General features: G+C 70.8%; 14 protein-coding genes. 12 read left to right on the forward strand and 2 right to left on the reverse strand.

The annotated features are described in order from the left end of the window. Positions 1-22: 22 nt before the first annotated feature. Positions 23-1,060 (reverse strand): NAD(P)/FAD-dependent oxidoreductase, encoded by a 1,038-nt coding sequence (locus ABNQ40_RS29395; protein ID WP_109490503.1) that lies wholly within the window; start codon positions 1,058-1,060, stop codon positions 23-25. 324 nt (positions 1,061-1,384) lie between these two features. Between ABNQ40_RS29395 and ABNQ40_RS29400 the strand changes: the two genes are divergently transcribed. The 7 genes from ABNQ40_RS29400 (at position 1,385) to trxA (ending at position 11,285) form a co-directional block, all read left to right on the forward strand. Next, positions 1,385-1,810, forward strand: a complete 426-nt coding sequence (locus tag ABNQ40_RS29400; RefSeq protein ID WP_109490502.1) for a hypothetical protein — start codon at positions 1,385-1,387, stop codon at positions 1,808-1,810. Positions 1,811-1,877: 67 nt separating this feature from the next. Beyond that, positions 1,878-2,363, forward strand: a complete 486-nt coding sequence (gene tsaE / locus ABNQ40_RS29405; RefSeq protein WP_109490501.1) for a tRNA (adenosine(37)-N6)-threonylcarbamoyltransferase complex ATPase subunit type 1 TsaE — start codon at positions 1,878-1,880, stop codon at positions 2,361-2,363. Then, entirely contained in the window at positions 2,360-3,400 is a 1,041-nt protein-coding gene (locus ABNQ40_RS29410) for an aminoglycoside phosphotransferase family protein (RefSeq protein WP_247880129.1), read from the forward strand. Before tsaE ends, ABNQ40_RS29410 begins: the two co-directional genes overlap by 4 nt. Position 3,401: 1 nt before the next feature. Further along, positions 3,402-4,142 (forward strand): nucleotidyltransferase family protein, encoded by a 741-nt coding sequence (locus ABNQ40_RS29415; protein WP_109490500.1) that lies wholly within the window; start codon positions 3,402-3,404, stop codon positions 4,140-4,142. Positions 4,143-4,218: 76 nt separating this feature from the next. After that, positions 4,219-7,182 (forward strand): double-strand break repair protein AddB, encoded by a 2,964-nt coding sequence (addB, locus tag ABNQ40_RS29420; RefSeq protein ID WP_109490499.1) that lies wholly within the window; start codon positions 4,219-4,221, stop codon positions 7,180-7,182. A 109-nt stretch (positions 7,183-7,291) separates the two neighbouring features. Beyond that, positions 7,292-10,813: a double-strand break repair helicase AddA gene (gene addA / locus ABNQ40_RS29425; protein WP_109490498.1), complete on the forward strand. Its 3,522-nt coding sequence runs from the start codon at positions 7,292-7,294 to the stop codon at positions 10,811-10,813. Positions 10,814-10,961: 148 nt separating this feature from the next. Further along, the gene (gene trxA / locus ABNQ40_RS29430) at positions 10,962-11,285 is read left to right on the forward strand and encodes a thioredoxin TrxA (protein ID WP_098740783.1); all 324 of its coding nucleotides are present in this window, start codon (positions 10,962-10,964) and stop codon (positions 11,283-11,285) included. A 95-nt stretch (positions 11,286-11,380) separates the two neighbouring features. Here the strand turns inward: trxA and ABNQ40_RS29435 are convergent, their stop codons facing one another. Then, positions 11,381-12,220: a hypothetical protein gene (locus tag ABNQ40_RS29435; RefSeq protein ID WP_109490497.1), complete on the reverse strand. Its 840-nt coding sequence runs from the start codon at positions 12,218-12,220 to the stop codon at positions 11,381-11,383. Between the two features lie 122 nt (positions 12,221-12,342). On the opposite strand from ABNQ40_RS29435, the gene ABNQ40_RS29440 reads away from it, so the two are divergent. The 5 genes from ABNQ40_RS29440 to gyrB all read left to right on the forward strand — a co-directional run bounded on the left by ABNQ40_RS29440 (position 12,343) and on the right by gyrB (position 20,320). Beyond that, positions 12,343-13,218 (forward strand): SDR family oxidoreductase, encoded by an 876-nt coding sequence (locus tag ABNQ40_RS29440; protein ID WP_109490496.1) that lies wholly within the window; start codon positions 12,343-12,345, stop codon positions 13,216-13,218. Between the two features lie 169 nt (positions 13,219-13,387). Next, positions 13,388-15,184: a hypothetical protein gene (locus ABNQ40_RS29445; protein ID WP_109490495.1), complete on the forward strand. Its 1,797-nt coding sequence runs from the start codon at positions 13,388-13,390 to the stop codon at positions 15,182-15,184. Between the two features lie 182 nt (positions 15,185-15,366). Beyond that, positions 15,367-16,497 carry a DNA polymerase III subunit beta gene (gene dnaN / locus ABNQ40_RS29450; RefSeq protein ID WP_109490494.1) on the forward strand — a complete coding sequence of 377 codons (1,131 nt, stop codon included), beginning with the start codon at positions 15,367-15,369 and terminating at the stop codon, positions 16,495-16,497. 64 nt (positions 16,498-16,561) lie between these two features. After that, positions 16,562-17,746 (forward strand): DNA replication/repair protein RecF, encoded by a 1,185-nt coding sequence (gene recF / locus ABNQ40_RS29455; protein ID WP_109490493.1) that lies wholly within the window; start codon positions 16,562-16,564, stop codon positions 17,744-17,746. Positions 17,747-17,836: 90 nt separating this feature from the next. Further along, complete coding sequence (gene gyrB, locus ABNQ40_RS29460) at positions 17,837-20,320, forward strand: DNA topoisomerase (ATP-hydrolyzing) subunit B (RefSeq protein WP_109490492.1); 2,484 nt, start codon at positions 17,837-17,839, stop codon at positions 20,318-20,320. Positions 20,321-20,324 lie beyond the last annotated feature (4 nt).

Here is a 20,324-nt window from a genome sequence, read left to right on the forward strand (position 1 = left end):
AGGCTCCGCCCCGCCGGCTTTCTCACGCAGCGCCCGGCACGCCCTTCGAGGTGGAATATTCGAAATGCAGCGCCTCGCCCGGATAGACCAGCGGGCGGATGGCGTGGGCGGCCTGGGCCGCTTCGGCGAAGCCGCAGAGGATCAGCTTCAGCTTGCCCGGATAGGTGGCGATGTCGCCGATGGCGAAGACGCCCGGCACGTTGGTGCCGCAGCCGGGCTGGGCCACCGCGATGTGGCTGCGCTCCAGATCCAGCCCCCAGTCGGCGATGGGGCCGAGATTCATCGACAGGCCGAAGAAGGCCAGCAGGGCGTCGGCCGGCAGCGCCTTTTCCTCGCCGTCCAGCGTGGCGACGCGCACGGCGGTCAGCCGGCCTTCCGCGCCGTCCAGGCCGGACAGCTGATAGGGCACCACCATCTCGACCCGCCCCTCGCGCACCAGCGCTTCCATGCGGGCTACGCTTTCGGGCGCGGCGCGGAACTTCGGACGGCGGTGGACGACATAGACGCGCTCCGCCACGTCGGCCAGCGAGATGGCCCAGTCGACGGCGCTGTCGCCGCCGCCGGCGATCACCACCTTCTTGCCGGCGAAGTCCTGGCGGCGGCGCACCATGTAGAAGACCGACTTGCCCTCATAGGCCTCCAGCCCGTCGAGCGGCGGGCGGTTGGGGCCGAAGGCGCCGCTGCCGGCGGCGATGACGACCGCCTGGGTGTCGATCTTCGTGCCGATGCTGGTCTCCACCAGCCAGCGCCCGCTGTCCTGGCGGGTCAGCTTTTCCACCTGCTGGCCCAGGTGATAGGTGGGCGAGAAGGGGGCGGCCTGCTCCGCCAGCCGGTCGATCAGGTCGGCCGCCTCGATCGAGGGGTGGGCCGGGATGTCGTAGATCGGCTTTTCCGGGTAGAGCGCCGTGCACTGGCCGCCGACCATGTCCAGCGCGTCCACCACATGGCAGCGCATCTTCAGCATGCCGCATTCGAACACGGCGAACAGCCCGACGGGGCCGGCGCCGACGATGACGACATCGGTGGTGAGGACATCGTTGCTGGAAGCGGTCTGCGACATGAAAGCCAATTCCTTGAGACGGGTGCCGGGAGTGTGGATGGGAGAGGGAAGATGGGACGGGGAGGGCGACCCCTTCCATTGTCCGCATTTGCCGGCCGGGTCAACCCCCAGCAAGGGAAAGGCGGTGCTGTGCCGCAAGAGGGGCCGACCCAGGGTTTCGCCCTGGGGGCGGGAAGGCCTGAGGTTTTACAATTTTGCATAAATTCGCTTAAATTTGTCGATTGCGCACCGGAGGGTGCAAGGCCGACAGTGGAGAGGTGCGGCGGATGGCCGGGATCGTCAACCCGGACGCTGGTCCGCACGCCAGTCGGGTGGAGGCCCGGAATGAAGGAACTTCGCTGTCTGGTCTTCACCGACCAGGAGGTCGTGCGGGCCGTGCTGGATCGCCGGCGCCGGGTGAAGGACACGCTGCCGGTCGGCACCGTCTCCAAGGTCGCCTACCACCGTCCCGAAGGGTCGGAGCCGGATGGCATCGAAACCCGTCTGACCATCACCGACGACAACGGTGCGGTGACCGAGCTGGGGCTGCCCGAAGCCGAGGTGACGGCGGCGCTGGTCGGCTACTGCATGGGCCGGCGCATCCCCCTGCCGGTGGCGTCCGACAAGATGCTGCACCTGATCAACGGCGCGCTGACGCTGATGATCACCATGAACTTCAACAAGGCGCCGCGGCTGGTGGTCACCGCCGGAGCGGACGGGCCGGCACCGGGGTCCGACCGGCTGTCGCCCAAGCGGCGGATCGGCCGCTAAGCCCGCCTGCCACCCACTCTTCTTTCCGGCTTGCGGGCGGGCGGCGGCTTCGCACAGTATCCGCGCCATGCCGGACACTCCCCTCCACACCGTCACTCTCCCCCTGCCCGACGAGGCCGCCACCGCGGCGCTGGGCCGCCGGCTGGGCGTCCTCCTGCGGCCGGGCGACCTCGTGGCCCTGCGCGGCGACCTCGGCGCCGGCAAGAGCGCGCTGTCGCGCGCCTTGATCCGCAGCGTCACCCATGAGGACGCCGAGGTGCCGTCCCCCACCTTCACCCTGGTGCAGACCTACGACACCGCCATCGGCCCGGTCTGGCATTTCGACCTCTACCGCCTGTCGGGGCCGGACGAGGTGTATGAGTTGGGCTGGGACGATGCGCGGGCCGAGGCGGTGGCGCTGGTGGAATGGCCGGACCGGCTGGGCCCGCTGCTGCCGCCCGACCGGGTGGAGGTGACGATGGAGCATGACGGTCCGGACGCCCGCCGCGCCACGCTGACCGGCCATGGCGCGCTGGCGGCGCGGGTGGCCGCCGCCGACTGGACGCTGCGATGACCCCCTTGATCGCTGCCGTTTCTTCCGCGCGGCAAGCCGAGATCGCCGCCTTCCTGGCCGCCAACGGCCTGTCCGATGCGGTGCGGCAGCCGCTGGCCGGCGATGCCTCCGCAAGGCGGTACGAGCGCCTCCGCAAGGCCGGTGGCGGCACGCTGATCCTGGTCGACACGCCCGCCCCAGCCGAGGATCTCGTCCCCTTCATCGCCATCGGCGCCGAGTTGGCCGCCATCGGGCTGTCGGTTCCAGCCGTGCTGGCCGCGGATGTGGAGCGCGGTCTGGCGATCCAGGATGATTTCGGAAGCGAAACATTCACGCGCCTGCTCGCCGCTGGTGCCGATCCGCAGCCGCTCTATGAAATGGCGACCGATGCGCTGATCGCGATCCACCGTGGCTGGCCGGAGGGGGCGGCGCAACGTCTCGCCCTACCGGTCTACGACCCGGACCTGTTCATCACCCAGACCCGGCTGTTCCTCGACGCCTATATGCCGGTGGTGCTGGGGCACCCCTTGAGCGAGCGGGATCGTTCCGATTTCGATACGGCCTGGCGCGCGGTGCTGGAGCCGGTCTGCGCCGGGGCGCCGTCGCTTCTGCTGCGCGACTACCATGTCGACAATTTGATGCGGCTGGACCGGCCGGGGGCGAAGGCGGCCGGGCTGATCGACTTCCAGAGCGCCGGCTGGGGGCCGCGGGCCTACGACCTCGTCTCCCTGCTGGAGGATGCGCGGCGCGACGTGGCGCCCGCTCTGGCCGAGGCGATGGTCGCCCGCTATCTCGCCGCCTTCCCCGGTACCGATGCCGCCGCCTTCCGCCGCGCCATGGCGGTGCTGGGGGCGGTCCGCCACACGCGGATCGTCGCCATCTTCGTCCGTCTGGCGCTGGGCCAGGGGCGGCGGTCCTATCTTGTCCATCTGCCGCGGGTCTGGCGCCTGCTGGAGGCGCAACTGGCGAAGCCGGAGCTTGGGCCGGTCGCCGCCTGGTTCGACCGCCATCTGCCGCCCGATGCCCGCGCCGCCTTCGTCGTTCCGGAGACGATCTGAGATGACCGTGACCATTCCCGATACAGCCATGGTGCTGGCCGCCGGCCAGGGCCTGCGCATGCGCCCGCTGACCAACCACAGGCCGAAGCCGCTGATCCCGGTGCTGGGCAAGCCGATGCTGGACCATGCGCTCGACCGGCTGGCCGAGGCCGGCGTCGGCCGCGCGGTGGTCAACAGCCATTATCTCGGCGCGATGATCGGCGACCACCTGAAGGACCGGACGGCGCCAACGATCACCCTGTCGCCGGAGGACACGCTGCTGGAGACCGGCGGCGGGGTGAAGAAGGCCCTGCCCCATCTCGGCACGGCGCCGGTCTATACGGTGAATGCCGACATCTTCTGGCTCGACGGGCCGGTGCCGGCCCTGCGCCGGCTGGCCGCGCACTGGAACCCGGATGAAATGGACGCGCTGCTCCTGCTGATGGCGACGACCAAATCGGTCGGCTATGACGGGCTGGGCGATTATCACATGGACCCGCTGGGCGGCCTGACCCGCCGGGCCGAGCGCGAACTGGCGCCCTTCGTCTATGCCGGGGTGCAGATCGTCAAGCCGGAGCTGTTCGCGGTCGACACGCCGGACGGCGCCTTTTCCACCAACCTGATCTGGGACCGCGCACAGGCGGCGGGCCGGCTGTTCGGCCTTGCCCATGACGGGCTGTGGTTCCACATCGGCACGCCGGCCGGGCTGCGGGAAGCCGAGGATCTGCTGTCCATCGGCGGCGTGCGGGCGGTGGCGCATTGAGAGCCGGGCCGCGCTATACTCAAGCCGCGCCATACTCAATCGCAAGTAGCCCATCCCTGGATTTGATCGCAGGCTCATGACCCTCCCCAAAGTCTACAGCATCCCCGCGGGCGCGCCCTTCGTCGACATGCTGGCGGCCGGGATCATGGAGCGGGTGGGCGGCGACCCGTTGGCTCTGGCCGGCGTCACCGTGCTGCTGCCGACCCGGCGCGCCTGCCGGGCGTTGCAGGCGGCCTTCCTGCGGCAGTCGGGTGGGCAGCCGACGCTGCTGCCGCGGATGGCGCCGCTGGGCGAGCTGGATGCCGGCGACCTCAGCCTGACCGAGGAGGAGCTGCCCGACGTCCCGCTCGACCTGCCGGAAGCGATCTCTCCGCTCAACCGGCAGATGACGCTGGCGCGGCTGATCCTGGGAGCCGACGGGCTGTCGGCGACCACGGCACAGGCGGTGCGGCTGGGTGCCGACCTGGGCCGGCTGATCGACGCGGTGTGGACCGAGCGCGCCGGCTTCGAGAAGCTGGAGTCGCTGGTGCCGGAGGATTATGCCGAGCACTGGCAGGTCACGCTGAAATTCCTGCGCATCATCACCGAGGTGTGGCCCGCCATCCTCGAGTCGGGCGGCCAGACCGACCCGGCCAAGCGCCGCAATCTGGCGCTGGAGACGCAGGCGGCATTGTGGCAGGCGGCCCCGCCGCCGGGCATGGTGATCGCCGCCGGCTCCACCGGCTCCATCGTCGCGACGACGGAACTGCTGGCGGTCATCGCCCGGCTGCCGCACGGGGCGGTGGTGCTGCCCGGCCTCGACACCGGGGCCGACGACGCGATCTGGGACGCCATCGCCGAGGATGAATCCCACCCGCAGCACGGGCTGTCGCAGTTGATCCGCCTGCTGGAGGTGGAGCGGCACGAGGTGCTGCCCTGGACCGACGCGCCGGAGCCGCGCGGCGCCCGCGCCCGCCTGATCGCCGAGGCGATGCGCCCGGCGGCGACCACCGAGGGCTGGCGCGAACTGTCCGGGGTGGACGCCGCGGCGCTGGACGGGCTGACCCGCATCGACGCCACCACCTCGGAGGAGGAGGCGCAGGTCATCGCGCTGCTGATGCGCCATGCGCTGGAAACACCGACCAGGACCGCCGCCCTCATCACCCCCGACCGCAACCTGGGCCGCCGGGTCGCCATGGCGCTGGCGCGCTGGGGCATCCTGGTCAACGACTCCGGCGGCCAGCCGCTCGCCCACACCGCGGTCGGCACCTATCTGCGGCTGACGGCGGAACTGGCGGCGAGCCGCGTCCATCCGCTGGCCCTGCTGGCGCTCGCCAAGCATCCGATGGCGGCGGGCGGCCGCGACTCAGGAGATTTCCGCGCCGCCGCCCGTGCGCTGGAGCGCGTCGTGCTACGCGGCCCCCGCCCGGCGGAGGGGTTCGACGGCGTGCTCGCCGCGCTGGAGCAGGCCGAGCGCTTCGACCATGAGGAACAGCAGGAGTTCCTGCGCGCATGGCTGGTCGACATCGGCCAGCGCGCCGCTCCCTTCCTTGAGGCGCTGAACAATGAGACGCCGCTGGCCGACCTCGTGCGCGCCCATGTCGCCTTCTGCGAATCGCTGGCCGCCGACGACGAGTTGACCGGGGCGGAGCGGCTGTGGCGCCAGGACGACGGCGAGGAGGCGGCGCGCTTTGTCCACGACCTGCTGGATGCGGCGGACGGCTTCCCGGCGATCCCGGCCAAGGATTACCCGGCGCTGCTCGATGCGCTGATGAGCGCGCGCGCGGTGCGTCCCCGCTATGGCCTGCATCCGCGCCTGTTCATCCTGGGCCCGATGGAGGCGCGCCTCCAGCATCTCGACCTGACCATTCTGGGCGGACTGAACGAGGGAACCTGGCCGCCGGCGGCATCCGCCGATCCCTGGATGTCGCGGCCGATGCGGCGCGATTTCGGCCTGCCCAGCCCGGAACGGCTGGTCGGCATGTCGGCCCACGACTTCGCCCATGCCTGCGGCGCGCCGGAGGTGGTGCTGACCCGTGCGGCGCGGGTGGAGGGCACGCCGACCGTGCCGTCGCGCTGGCTGCTGCGGCTGGAGACGGTGCTGAAGGCGCTGGATCTGGACGGCGTGATCGAGGAGCGCGGGGCCTGCTGGCTCGGCTGGGCGCGCGGGCTGGACGAGCCGGACCGCGTGCAGCCGGTGTCGGCGCCGGAGCCGCGCCCGCCGCTGACCGCCCGGCCGCGCAAGCTGTCGGTGACGGAGATCGAGACCTGGATGCGCGATCCCTACGCCATCTATGCCCGCCATGCCTTGCGGCTGCGCGCGCTCGACCCCATCGCCGCCGATCCGGGGGCGTCGGACCGCGGGCAGATCATCCACGACACGCTCGACGCCTTCGTCCGCGAATATCCCGGCCCGCTGCCGCACGATGCGCTCGACCGGCTGATCGCGCTGGGGCGCGAGCGTTTCGGGCCGCTGCTGCGCAGCCATCCCGACGTCTGGGCCTTCTGGTGGCCGCGCTTCGAGCGGGTGGCCGGCTGGTTCGTCGATCTGGAGCGCGAGCGCCGGCCCCGCCTGCGTCCGCTGGCGACCGAGGTGCCGGGCCGGCTGGAACTGTCCGGCCCCGGCGGTCCCTTCGCCCTGACCGCCAAGGCCGACCGCATCGACCGCGGTCCCGACGGGCTGGTGGTGATCGACTACAAGACCGGCACCCCGCCGAGCGCGCGGGAGATCGAGCTTGGCTTCGCCCCGCAGCTGCCGCTGGAGGCCGCCATCGCCGCGGCCGGCGGGTTCAGCGGGGTGGACAAGGGCGACGTGGCCGAGCTGACCTTCTGGCGCCTGTCCGGCGGCGACCCGGCCGGCGAGGAAAAGCCGGTGAAGGGCGACCCCGCCCAGTTGGGCGAGGAGGCGCGGGCCGGGCTGGAAGCGCTGATCGCGCAGTTCGACGACCCGGACACCCCATACCGCTCCCGCCCGCGCCCGGCGATGGCGCCGCGCTACACCGACTACGCCCATCTCGCCCGCGTCCAGGAATGGTCGGCGGGCGGCGGGGAGGGAGAGTGATGGGGGGCATGAACTTTGAGGAAATCCTGCGGTGCATCCCCCTCACCCTAACCCTCTCCCCGGGGGGGAGAGGGGATGAGTTCCTGCCCCGGCACCGGAAGCACCGCCCATGACCATGACCGATCTGCCCACCCGCACCCTGCCGCTCGATCCCAATGTGGCGCAGCGGCGGGCGTCCGATCCGACGGCGTCGGTCTGGGTCGGGGCCTCGGCCGGGTCCGGCAAGACCAAGGTGCTGACCGACCGGGTGCTGCGGCTGATGCTGTCGGGCACGCCGCCGGCGCGCATCCTTTGCCTCACCTTCACCAAGGCCGCCGCGGCGGAGATGGCGATCCGCATCAACCGGACGCTCGGCCTGTGGGCCACCCTGCCCGACGACGCGCTGGAGGACCGGCTGGCCGACCTGTGCGGCGAGCGGCCGTCGATGGAGGCGCGGCTGAACGCAAGGCGGCTGTTCGCCCAGGTGGTGGATTGCCCCGGCGGCATGAAGATCCAGACCATCCACGCCTTCTGCCAGTCGCTGCTGCGCCGCTTCCCGCTGGAAGCCGAGCTCGCGCCGCATTTCGACGTGATGGACGACCGCACCGCCGACGGGTTGCTGACCGAGGCGCGCGACGCCGTGCTGCATGCCGGCCGGACCGAGCCGGACAGCCCGCTCGGCCGTGCCATGGGCCGGCTGACCGGCGACCTGAATGCGGAGGATTTCGCCGACCTGCTGGCCGAACTGGCGAGCCAGCGCGGGCAGGTGGAGAAGCTGTTCGAGCGCTTCCACGGGCTGGACGGGTTGATCGACGCCATCCACGACACGCTGAAGGTGCCGCCCGGCGTGACCGAGGAAACGATCCTCACCCATGCCTGCCATGACGACCAGTGCGAGCCGCCGGCCCTGCGCGAGGCCTGCCGGGCATTATCGGGCGGCAGCGCCAGCGACCAGGAGCGCGGCATCGCCATCCAGCATTGGCTGGACGCCGCCGACCGCCGGGTGCGCGCCTTCGACGCCTACAGGCGCCTGTTCCTGACCGCCGAGGGCAGCCCGCGCAAGACGCTGATGACCAAGAAGCCGGCCACCGCCTACCCGCAGGCGCTCTTGTCCCTGCAAAAGGAGGCGGAGCGGCTGGTGGAGATTTCGGAGCGGGTGAAGGCCGCCGGGGTCGCCGCCTCGACCACCGCGCTGCTGACGCTGGCGCAGGCGATGCTGGAAGCCTACCGCGAGCGCAAGGCGGCCCGCGCCCTGCTGGATTACGACGATTTGATCCTGGCGGCCAACCGGCTCTTGAGCGGCAAGGACGGCACGCCGCGGGTGCCCTGGGTGCTGTACAAGCTGGACGGCGGCCTGGACCATATCCTGATCGACGAGGCGCAGGACACCAACCCCGACCAGTGGGCCATCGTCGCCTCGCTGGCCGGCGAGTTCTTCGTCGAGCTGGAGGCCGCCGCCCCCGACGGCAAGATCCGCACCGTCTTCGCGGTGGGCGACGAGAAGCAGTCGATCTTCAGCTTCCAGCGCGCCGATCCGGCCGAATTCGCCCGCATGCGCCGCCATTTCCAGGACAAGGCGGAGTCGGCGCAACGGACATGGGCGGGGGTCGACCTCGACATCTCCTTCCGCTCCACCTCGGCGGTGCTGGAGACGGTGGACGCCGTCTTCGCGCTCGACCATGCCCGCGACGGCGTGGCGTCGGACGCCAGCCCGACCATCCGCCACCGCGCCTTCCGCCGCGGGCAGGCCGGGCTGGTCGAGCTGTGGCCGCCGGTGAAGCCGGCCGAGGCCGTCGAGACGCCGGCCTGGGCACCGCCGGTGGCGCGCGAGACCGCCGACTCGCCGTCGGCCCGCCTCGCCTCGGTCATCGCGGCGACGGTGCATCGCTGGATCGACGGCGGCGAGACGCTGGAGGCCAAAGGCCGGCCGGTGCGGCCCGGCGACGTGATGGTGCTGGTCCGCCGCCGCACCGCCTTCGTCACCGAACTGGTCCGCGCGCTGAAGGACCGCGGCGTGCCGGTGGCCGGCGTCGACCGCATGGTGCTGACCGAGCAGCTCGCCGTCATGGATCTGGTGGCGCTGTCCGACTTCCTGCTGCTGCCCGACGACGATCTGACGCTCGCCACCGTGCTGAAGGGTCCGCTGATCGGGCTGACCGAGGAGGAGCTGTTCCGCGTCGCCCATGGCCGGCGCGGCACGCTGTGGCGCTCGCTGGTGGCGCTGGCGGAGACGGAGCCCGACTTCCGCCCGGCCCGGCGCTATCTCGGCGACCTGCTGGCGCGCACCGACTTCTCGGCCCCCTACGAGCTGTTCGCCGGCCTGCTGAACCGGCCCTGCCCGGCCGACGAACGGTCGGGGCGGCGCGCGATCCTGAAAAGGCTCGGCCCCGACGCCCAGGATCCGCTGGAGGAGTTCCTGGCCGTCTGCCTCGCCTTCGAGAAGACCGAGCCGCCGTCCTTGCAGAATTTCCTCGCCTGGCTGGCGGCCAGCGATGCCGAGATCAAGCGCGAGCTGGAGCAGGGCGGCGGCACCGTGCGGATCATGACGGTCCACGGCTCCAAGGGGTTGCAGGCGCCCATCGTCTTCCTGCCCGACACGCTGGGCAGCCCGACCCAGAGCCCGCCGATCCTGTGGCCGGACGACGACTGCCCGGTGCCGCTGTTCGCCGCCCGGCGCAGCCAGGAGGACGGGCTGTGCGCCGAGGCGCGGGCGCGGGCCAACCGGCGGCGCGACCAGGAATACCGCCGGCTGCTCTATGTCGCGCTGACGCGGGCGGAGGACCGGCTCTACATCTGCGGCCACCAGGGCAAGCGCGAGCCGTCCGACGATTGCTGGTACCGGCTGGTCGAGGAGGCGATGCGCGACAATAGCGTGCAGCACCCCTTCGACTTCACCGGCCTCTGCCCCGACGGCTGGGCGGGAGAGGGCTGGCGGCTGGTCGGCGCCCAGACCGCCGTGGTGCCGCGCCATGTCGAGACGGAGGAGAGTGCCGCCGCCGAGCCGCCGCCGCCCTGGATCGGCGAACCGCCGCCGGGCGAGCCGGAGCCGTCGCGCCCGCTGACCCCGTCGCGGCCGGACGGCGAGGAGCCGGCGGTGCGCTCGCCGCTCGGCAACGACGACGGCCAGCGCTTCCGCCGCGGCCTGCTGGTCCACCGGCTGTTGCAGACCCTGCCCAACCTGGCCGAGGCGGCGCGGGAGGCCGCCTGCCGCCGCTTCCTGGCCCGCCCGGCGCACAAGCTGACGCCGGAGCAGCAGGACGCCATCGCGCGGGAGACGCTGGCGGTGCTGAGCCATGCGGAGTTCGCGCATCTGTTCGGCCCCGGCTCGCGGGCGGAGGTGCCGCTGGTAGGATTGGTGGCGCTCGGCGACGGCAGCCGGGCGCTGGCCGGCCGCATCGACCGGCTGGCGCTGACCGGGGATACGGTGTGGATCGTCGACTACAAGACCAACCGGCCGCCGCCGCGGGATCTGGAAGACGTTCCAATGGTTTACCGGCGCCAGATGGCGGCCTACCGCGAGGCCCTGCGCGCCGTCTATCCGGGGCGGCGGGTGCGCTGCGTGCTGCTGTGGACCGACGGTCCCTACACCATGGAGCTGCCGCCCTCGGTGATGGACGCGGCCGCCGCCGGACTGGCGCCCAGGGTGGGGTGAGGAACGGCCGGCGGCTCACCCGAAAGATGGGGTGACTTGACCGGCCGGGCGCCTCCGCCCTACATTTTGCTCAATTCCACTGACGGGGCGATGGCCGCCGGCCTTCCACAACCGGTCCGCGGCGCTTCCGAATCCAGCACGAGGTCACATGAGCACCACCATCAAGGTTACCGACGACAGCTTCGAGCAGGACGTCCTGAAGGCCGACGGCCCGGTCCTGGTCGATTTCTGGGCGGAATGGTGCGGCCCCTGCAAGATGATCGCCCCGGCGCTCGACGAGCTGGCCGGCGAGTATGACGGCAAGGTCACCGTCGCCAAGCTGAACATCGACGAGAACCCCGACACCCCGACCAAGTACGGCGTGCGCGGCATCCCGACGCTGATGCTGTTCAAGGGCGGCAGCGTCGCCGCCACCAAGATCGGCGCCCTGCCCAAGGGTGCGCTGTTCCAATGGGTCGACTCGGCGCTGTAAGCGTCCGTCCACAGCGGTCCAGACAGGAAAAAGCCCCGCCCGCGGTCACCGCGGCGGGGCTTTTTCTTTTGGAAGCCGTGAGGGAATCAGTCCCTTCACTGCACCTTCTTTTCCTTCGCCTTGTCCTTGCCGGCATCCCCTGCGACCTCCGCGGTACGGGCGAGGTTGTCGGCGGCGGCGCGGCCCCATTCGCTGTCGGGGGCGACGCGGCGGGCCAGCGACCAGTCGTCGCGCGCAGCCCCCAGATTGCCGCCCAGCGCCTTGACGTTGCCGCGCAGCAGGATCGCCTCCGGGTCGCCGGGCTTCAGTTCCAGCGCCTGGTCGATGTCGGCCAGCGCCTGCCGGTAGTTGGACAGCGCCTTCTGCGCGCTCGCCCGGTAGAGATAGGCGTCGGCCCGCTTCGGGTCGCGCGTCAGCGCCGCGTCCAGATCGGCGACGGCATCCCAGAAGCGCTCCCCCTCCGCACGGGCGAAGGCGCGGTCGATCAGCAGATCGACGTCGCCCGGCGTCTTGTCGAGCGCGGCGCTGTAAAGCCGCTCCGCCCGCCCCTGGTCGCCGGCCCGCAGCCATGCCCAGCCGGCACGGCCGAGCAGCGAGGCGGCGGCCCTGGGGTCGTCCTTGCCCAGCGTCGGCACCAGCGCCTCCATCTGGGCGCCGGCCGTCTTGAAGTCGCCGGCATGGAACAGCGCCAGCGCCTCGCAGAGCTTCGCGGAGTCGCCGCCGCCCTGCTGCTGCCAGCGCTTGGCGTCGGCCAGGGCACCGTCGGGGTTGGCCTCCGCCTTGGCGGCGCAGGCCTGTAGTTCGCGGTTGCGGTCGAGAGCGGAGGGCTGTCCGGAGGATGAGGGCCCGGCCTGCGCGGCCGGCAACGGGGCCGGCACGGCTGCGAGAAGCCCAAGCGCGAGAGCGCCGGAAAGGTAAAGATTGCGTCGGGTCATGGTGCCTTTACACTCCGCCATCGCCGGGCGGGGCGCAAGTCCGCAGGCCCGGTCCCGGTGTTACACAGTTCGGTGTTACACAGTTTGCCGCCCTTCCGCCGCTCCAACCGGAACCGTCCGCGATGACCGATCCCCGCCTGTTCGTCTTCGGCCTCGGCTACAGCGCCCGCGTCTTCGCCGACCGGCTGCGCGCCGAGGGCTGGCGCATCGCCGCCACCTGCCGCAGCGAGGAGAAGAAGGCGGAGCTGGAAGCCCAGGGCATCGAGGCCTTCCTGTTCGAGCGCGGCCGGCCGCTGGCCGATGCGCACGCGGCGCTGGCCGGCACCACCCATCTGCTGGTCAGCATCCCGCCGGACGGCAAGGGCGACCCGGTGCTCGACCAGCATGCCCGCGATCTGGCCGACCTGCGCACGCTGGACTGGGCCGGCTATTTGTCCACCACCGGCGTCTATGGCGACACCGGCGGCGAGTGGGTGAGCGAGGCCTCCTGGCTGAAGCCGACCGGCGAACGCCAGAAGCGGCGGGTGGAGGCGGAGCGCGGCTGGCTGAACCTCTACAGGCAGTATGGCGTGCCGATGCATCTGTTCCGGCTGGCCGGAATCTACGGCCCCGGCCGCAGCGCCATCGATTCCGTGCGCGACGGCATCGCCAAGCGGGTCGACAAGCCGGGTCAGGTCTTCTGCCGCATCCATGTCGACGACATCGCCGGCACGCTGCGGGCGTCGATGGCGCGGCCGACGCTGGGCGCCATCTACAATGTCGCCGACGATCTGCCCAGCCCGTCGCACGAGGTGGTGGAGTATGCCTGCCGCCTGCTGGGGGTGGAGCCGCCGCCGCTGGTGCCGTTCGACCGGGCGGAGATGTCGCCGATGGCCGCCAGCTTCTACGCCGATTGCCGCCGGGTGAAGAACGACCGCATCAAGCGCCAGCTCGGCGTCGCCCTGACCTATCCCGACTATCGCGCCGGGCTGGACGCCCAACTGGCGGCGGGGCTGTAGCCAGGAAAAGGGGCAAAACGTAAAGCTAAGGTTACAAAGCAATTCCCTGACATATACCGGTAATCATAAGACTTTTCCGAAGACACGCGTGGAATTAGCAAAAGATATTTAATAATCTCGCGGGATCATAAGCGTCCAGGCGACGACCATCCCGCGAGGTGTTGTGCGCATGAACAGCACGCCGACGGCCACCCTTTCCATCCCACTCCCTGCCGCATCCCCGGCCTCTTCGCCGGGTGGGCCCTCGCCGGGAGGGAGCTGCACCGATGTCGCGGCCTTCCGCCGCCAGATGGACGAGGTCGTCGCCCGCATCCCGATGCACGCCATCCGGTCCGTGCTGGACGCGGTCGAAGGGACGCCCAGCCCGAATGGCGAGCGGGCGCGGCACCTGCGCGATGCGCTGGTCGACCATTTCAACCGCCTGCGGCCGATGAAGGCGCGCCGCCTGTTCACCAGCCTGTTCGAACCCTTCCTGGTCGACGACCCCGTGCTCTACCGCTCGGCCGAGTCGGTGCCGGCGCTGGTCCAGCGGGTGGACATGGGCGGCATCTGGTCGGCGCTGACCCGTTATGGCTTTCCGGGGCTGGCGGCGGAGGTGCAGAGCCGGCTGGACGGCATGGCGCGCGAGGCGATGCTGGATGCCGTGCTGGCCAGCCCCGACGCGATGGCGATGCGCGAGCTGATGCGTCGGGAAGCGCTCGACTTCCTCTATGCCATGGCCGGCGACCGCAAGCTGACCGACCGTTTCCTGGCGCTTGCCAATGACGAGGCGCTGCACGACGCCCGTCTGCGCACCCAGTATCTCGGCCGCAAGGCGCCGATCGACAGCGACCTGCTGGGTTTCGTCCGCGCCCTGCTGGAGCACAACGCGGTGCTGGTGCCGCTGACCGAGCGCATGCGTCGCGACATCGACGAGATGCGGATGGGGGACAGGCAGGGTGCCGGCGACCCGCGGCCGGCTACCCCATCGTCGGCCGCCCCATCGTCCGCAGAGGTGGACTGCCAGTCGGCGCTGATGGTCGGCTTCGTCCGCCGGGTGCGCGACCTCGGCCTGCCCTTCCGCGACCAGTCGCAGCTGCTGGCTTGGTTCGCCCCGCTCTACGGGCTGAACGTCAAGCGGCGCTACGACGTGTTCCTGCGCCATGTGCGCGAGCATGTCGGTTCGGGCGGTCCGGCGGTGCGCGAGTCCCACCCGCTGCTGCGCGCCCTGCTCTGCCATTTCACCGCCGCCTGCACCACCATCCGCGAGGTGGTGGACGGCATGTTCGGCGACATGGACATCCAGGATGGCGGAGTCCTCTCCGCCCCCACCCCGACCCGCGCCCTGCTGCACGAGGCGGTGGAGCGCTTCGACCGGGCGCTGACCGCGCTGTCCGGCACCGGCTTCCTCGCCAGCCGTTCGACCGGCCCGGCCCTGCGGGCGGAGCTGGCGGCGGTCAGCCGCGAGCTGACCGGCACGGTGATGCCGGCGCTGGCCGCCCGGATGCAGGCGGCAATGAACGCCCGCCACGCCCCGGTGCCCGACCATGAGGACATCGTCTGGCTGCTGGAGCTGGTGTGGCGCTGGGGCCGCACGCTCGGCAACGCCGGCTACGCCAACCCGGAGCTGAAGTCGCTGCGCCTCTATGCGGTGGAGACCGGCCGCCTCGCCTTCCTCCAGGCGATGAAGGCCGAGCCGCAGGAGAGGCCGGCCCACCGCATGGCCCACATGCTGCGCATCCGCCGGCTGATGGCGGCGATGGGCGAGACGGTGGATGGCTGGATCAGCCCGGTCAGCCAGGGCCTGCACCGGGTGGTTTACAGCTATCTGGAGGCGGACGGGGAGATCGCCGGGGACGAATGGGCGGTGATCGATGCCTTCGTCGCCAGCGTGCGCAGCGAGCTGAGCCGGTCCCGCAACTGGCAGAGCGCCGATTTCGTCGATATCCTGCGCCTGCACGAGGCAAGGCGGCGCGCCGAGGCATGATCCGCCCTTGGCCGAAGGCCTTAGCCACAACGATGCCGAAGGCCTTAGACGCAACAATTTGGTTCGACGCACCCGCCGATGTGGTATGATGCGCGCCCGCTCGGGGCGGGACGGCCGGACAACGGCCCGCAACCCCGGTGGGTCCGCAAGAACAGTTCCCCTCCGGCCGAGACGACGCCAGCATGAACATCACCATCGAACGCGCCGCCCTTCTCCGTTCCCTGGGTCACGTGCAGAGTGTGGTCGAGCGGCGGAACACCATTCCGATCCTGTCCAACGTCCTGCTGCGCGCGGGCGACGGCGAACTGTCGCTGGCCGCCACCGACATGGATCTGGAGATCGTCGAGACGGTCCCGGCGACGGTCGGGCGTCCCGGCGGCACCACCGCCCCCGCCCACACCCTGTTCGACATCGTCCGCAAGCTGCCCGACGGCAGCCAGGTCGAGCTGGACATCGGCGGCGACGGCACCATCCTGACGCTGCGCGCCGGCCGGTCGCAGTTCAAGCTGTCCTGCCTGCCGGTGGAGGATTTCCCGCAGCTGTCCAGCGGCGAGCTGAAGCACAATTTCTCGGTCGCCGCCGCCGACCTGCGCGGGCTGATCGACCGCACCCGCTTCGCCATCTCCACCGAGGAGACGCGCTATTACCTGAACGGCATCTACCTGCACGCCGCCAGGAGCAAGATGGGCAGCCTGGAGACGCCGGTGCTGCGCGCCGTCGCCACCGACGGCCACCGTCTGGCGCGGGTCGAGATGCCGCTGCCGGACGGGGCCGAGGCCATCCCCGGCGTCATCATCCCGCGCAAGACCGTCACCGAGATCCGCAAGCTGGTCGACGAGGCCGCCGACCGCATCGAGCTGTCGATGTCGGACAACAAGATCCGCTTCGGCTTCGACAGCGTCGTCGTCACCTCCAAGCTGATCGACGGCACATTCCCCGACTATGAGCGGGTGATCCCGGTCGGCAACGACAAGGTGATGGAGGTGGACGCCAAGCTGTTCGCCGCCGCCGTCGACCGCGTCGCCACCATCTCCACCGAGAAGAGCCGGGCGGTGAAGCTGTCGCTGGTCCGCGGCGCGCTCACCCTGTCCGCCACCAGCCCGGAATCGGGCAGCGCGACCGAGGAGCTGGAGGTCAGTTACCAGGAGTCCCCCCTGGAAATCGGCTTCAACTCTCGCTATCTGCTGGACATCACGCAGCAGATCGAGGGCGAGGGCGCCCAGTTCACGCTGGCCGACGCCGCGTCGCCGACCATCATCCGCGACGTCGCCGACAGCACCGCGCTCTACGTCCTGATGCCGATGCGTGTGTGATGGGGCTGCGGGGATCCTCCCCGCCCCAGGCGGAACGGACCAGTTGCACCACACGGCAGTTTCGATGAGCGGCGGCACCCCGGTGTCCGCCGCAACTCCGGCTTTCGCTCCGGCCCTTGCGGTCAGGCGGATGACGCTGACGCGCTTCCGCGGCTACGACTCCGCGCGGCTGGAGCCCGACCGCCGGCCCGTCGCCCTGATCGGCCCGAACGGCGCCGGCAAGACCAACCTGCTGGAGGCCGTCAGCTTCCTCGCCCCCGGCCGCGGCATCCGCGGCGCCCGGCTGGCGGAGGTGGAACGGCTAGGCTCGCCCCCCGGCGCCGGCTGGGCGGTGGCGGCGATGCTCGACACCCCGATGGGACCGGTGGAGATCGGCACCGGCCGCGAACCGCATGACGGAAGCCGCAGCTCCGAGCGCGACCGCCGGCTGGTCCGCATCGACGGCCACCCGGCCAAGGGCCAGACCGCACTCGCCGACCATGTCGCCATGGTCTGGCTGACCCCGCAGATGGACCGCCTTTTCCTCGAAGGGTCGAGCGGACGGCGGCGTTTTCTCGACCGGCTGGTCTTCGGCTTCGACCCCGCCCATGCCGGGCGGCTGTCGCGCTACGAGCATGCCTTGCGCGAACGCGCCCGGCTGCTGCGCGACGGCCGCTTCGACGAGGGCTGGCTCGGCGCGCTGGAAGACCAGATGGCGACCACCGGCATCGCCGTCGCCGCGGCAAGGCGCGAGGTGGTGCAGCGGCTGCGCGCCGCCTGCGCCCGCTCGGTCGGTCCCTTCCCCGGCGCCGACCTCGCCGTCGCCGGCACGGTGGAACGCTGGCTGGACGACGGTCCGGCGCTGGCGGCGGAGGATACGCTGCGCCTGTCCTTGCGCGCCGGACGCCGCGCCGATTCGGACGGCGGCGGTGCCACAGTGGGACCGCACAAGAGCGACCTCGCCGTCCGCCATGCGCCCAAGGACATGCCGGCGGCGCTGTGCTCCACCGGCGAGCAGAAGGCGTTGCTGATCGCCATCGTTCTGGCCAATGCCAGGCTGCTGGCGGCCGAACGCGGCGCGGCGCCGATCCTCCTGCTGGACGAGGTGGCCGCCCATCTCGACCCCGAGCGGCGCGCCGCGCTGTTCGGAGAAATCCTGGCATTGGGGGCCCAGGCCTGGATGACGGGCACCGACGAGGGGGTTTTCGACCCGCTTGGGCAGGATGCCCGCCGCTTCCACATCGAAGACGCGCACATCCGCCCCGGATAGGGGCGGAAATCGGGGAAAAATCCCGGAAAAAAAGCATGCCGACGCACGCTAAACCGCCGTATCCGCAACCGAATCTGTTATAGTCGACGCATGGCACAGGAAGCACTGAAGAACGACCTCCCGCAGTCGGAGCCCCAGCAGGCGGACTACGGGGCGGAATCGATCACCGTTCTGCGCGGGCTCGATGCCGTGCGCAAACGCCCCGGCATGTACATCGGCGACACCGATGACGGCTCCGGCCTGCACCACATGGTGTACGAGGTGGTCGACAACGCCATCGACGAGGCGTTGGCCGGCTATTGCGACAAGGTCGAGGTCGTGCTCAACGCCGACGGATCGGTCACGGTGCGCGACAACGGCCGCGGCATCCCGACCGACATCCATTCGGAGGAAGGCGTCTCGGCGGCCGAGGTCGTGATGACCCAGCTCCATGCCGGCGGCAAGTTCAACCAGAACAGCTACAAGGTCTCCGGCGGCCTGCACGGCGTCGGCGTCTCGGTGGTGAACGCGCTGTCGGAAACGCTGGATCTGCGCATCTGGCGCGGCGGCCGGACCTGGACCATGCGCTTCCGCCACGGCAACGCCGAGGCGCCGCTGGCCGACGTCGGCGAGGCGCCGATGGTGCCGGAGAAGGGCAAGCCGCTGTCGGGCACCGAAGTCACCTTCATGCCCTCGGCCGAGACCTTCACCAACATCGAGTTCGATTTCGCCACGCTGGAACACCGGCTGCGCGAGCTGGCCTTCCTCAACTCCGGCGTCCGCCTGCTGCTGACCGACGCGCGCGGGGTGGAACCGAAGGTGCAGGACCTGCATTACGAAGGCGGCCTGGAAGCCTTCGTCAGCTGGCTCGACCGTTCCAAGACGGCGCTGCACAAGCCGGCGATCACGCTGAAGAACGAGCGCCCGACCGAGCATGGCGGCGTGGTGACGGTCGAATGCGCGCTTCAGTGGAACGACAGCTACCACGAGACGACGCTCTGCTTCACCAACAACATCCCGCAGAAGGACGGCGGCACCCACCTCGCCGGCTTCCGCGCGGCGCTGACCCGCGCCATCAACAACTACGCGACCGAATCCGGCATCGCCAAGAAGGAGAAGGTCAGCCTGTCGGGCGACGATGCCCGTGAAGGCCTGACCTGCGTCCTGTCGGTGAAGGTGCCGGATCCGAAATTCTCCAGCCAGACCAAGGACAAGCTGGTCTCGTCGGAAGTCCGCCCCGTCGTCGAGGCGGTGGTCGGCGAGGCGCTGGCCCAGTATTTCGAGGAGCATCCGGCCGACGCACGCCGCGTCGTCCAGAAGGTGGTGGAAGCCGCCGCCGCCCGCGAGGCCGCCCGCAAGGCGCGCGAGATGACGCGCAAGAGCTCGCTCAGCATGTCGTCGCTGCCGGGCAAGCTGGCCGACTGTCAGGAGCGCGACCCGGCGCTGTCGGAACTCTTCATCGTCGAGGGCGATTCGGCCGGCGGTTCCGCCAAGCAGGGCCGTTCGCGCCAGTCCCAGGCCATCCTGCCGCTGCGCGGCAAGATCCTGAACGTGGAGCGGGCGCGGCTGGACAAGATGCTGGGTTCGGCGGAGATCGGCACGCTGATCGCAGCGCTGGGCACCGGCATCAGCGACGAATTCAACGCCGACAAGGCGCGCTACCACAAGATCATCATCATGACCGACGCGGACGTGGACGGCAGCCACATCCGCACCCTGCTGCTGACCTTCTTCTTCCGGCAGATGCCCGACCTGATCGAGCGCGGCTATCTCTACATCGCCCAGCCGCCGCTCTACCGCATCAAGCGCGGCAACGCCAAGGAGCGCTACCTGAAGGACGACCGGGCGCTCGAAGAGTATCTGGTCGAGGCGGCGCTGGGCGACCTGTCGGTCCGTCTGGCGGACGGCTCCCTGCTGATCGGCGAGCAGTTGGCCGGCCTGGTCGAGCAGGCCCGCACCGCGCGTCCGGCGATCGACACGCTGTCGCGCAAGGTCGGCAACGCCATGGTGGTGGAGCAGGCGGCGGTCGCCGGCACCCTGTCCGCCGTCCTGGCCGACGACAAGGCGGCGGCCGAGGCCGCGGCCAAGGCGGTGGCGGAGCGGATGAACGGGCTGGACGCCGACGGCGGCTGGCGCGGCGAGGCCCTGCCCCAGGGCGGTTATGCCGTGATCCGCGCCCGGCGCGGCGTCACCCACCGCCACCTGTTCGACACCGACCTGCTGAAGAGCGGCGAGGCCCGTCGCCTGGACGCGCTGGCCGCCGACCTGAAGCGGGTGTTCGGCACCGCCGGCCGGGCCTTCGAGAAGCAGAAGGAAAGCCGCGCCCTGACCGGTCCCGTCGCCCTGTTCGACACGGTGATGGAGCTTGGCCGCCGCGGCGTCACCATCCAGCGCTACAAGGGCCTGGGCGAGATGAACCCGGACCAGCTGTGGGAGACCACGCTGGACCCAACCAAGCGCTCGCTGCTGCAGGTCCGCGTCAGCCACGTCGATCAGGCGGAGGAGGTCTTCTCCACCCTGATGGGCGACGTCGTCGAGCCGCGCCGCGAGTTCATCCAGGACAACGCCCTGAAGGTGTCGAACCTGGACGTGTGATCGC

The organism is Azospirillum sp. A23 (assembly GCF_042938965.1).
Taxonomy (GTDB): domain Bacteria; phylum Pseudomonadota; class Alphaproteobacteria; order Azospirillales; family Azospirillaceae; genus Azospirillum; species Azospirillum melinis.